The organism is Clostridium saudiense, from assembly GCF_000577815.1.
Taxonomy (GTDB): domain Bacteria; phylum Bacillota; class Clostridia; order Clostridiales; family Clostridiaceae; genus Clostridium; species Clostridium saudiense.
This window is the reverse complement of record NZ_CBYM010000100.1, coordinates 1-511: the sequence shown is the minus strand read 5'-3', so window position 1 is coordinate 511 and position 511 is coordinate 1. Positions and strand designations below refer to the sequence as shown.

At 27.8% G+C, this 511-nt stretch carries 1 protein-coding gene; it reads left to right on the top strand.

All coding sequences use genetic code 11. The features are described 5' to 3' along the window. A partial coding sequence (locus TY07_RS17090) for a transposase (protein WP_042403171.1) occupies nucleotides 1–355 on the top strand: 355 nt, incomplete at its 5' end. Nucleotides 356–511 lie beyond the last annotated feature (156 nt).

The following is a 511-nucleotide window of genomic DNA, read 5'->3' as shown; positions in this document are numbered from 1 at the left end:
CTGTAATTACAAGAACAAATGTATTAAAGGGAATAATTCTAAAATACCATTAGAAGAAAGAACTAAAAAATTTGAAACTTCAAAAAAGTTTAATAGGCAAAGAAAAGAAGATTTAACGAGAATTATTACTGATGAAGGTTGTTTACTTAGAATGAATAGAAGTATTCAAGCAGAAGGTTCTTTTGCTCAATTAAAGCATGATATGAATTTTAGAAGGTTTATGTGCCGTGGACAAAATAATGTCTTAGCAGAAAGTATACTACTTGCTGTAGCTCATAATATAAATAAATTGCATAACAAAATACAGGCTAACCGAACTGGTAAGCATTTATTTGAATTAAAGAAAACTGCATAATTTAAATTTTTAAAGCCTTTTTTCATTAGGCTTATTTAAGTGCGTCTATTTTTATATTCAATTTGATTTTAATCGAAAATGTACAATTATTTTTTTGAAAATATAGAAAAAGAGCTATCGCTAGCGGATTTTTTTACCCGCTATTGCGACAGCTCC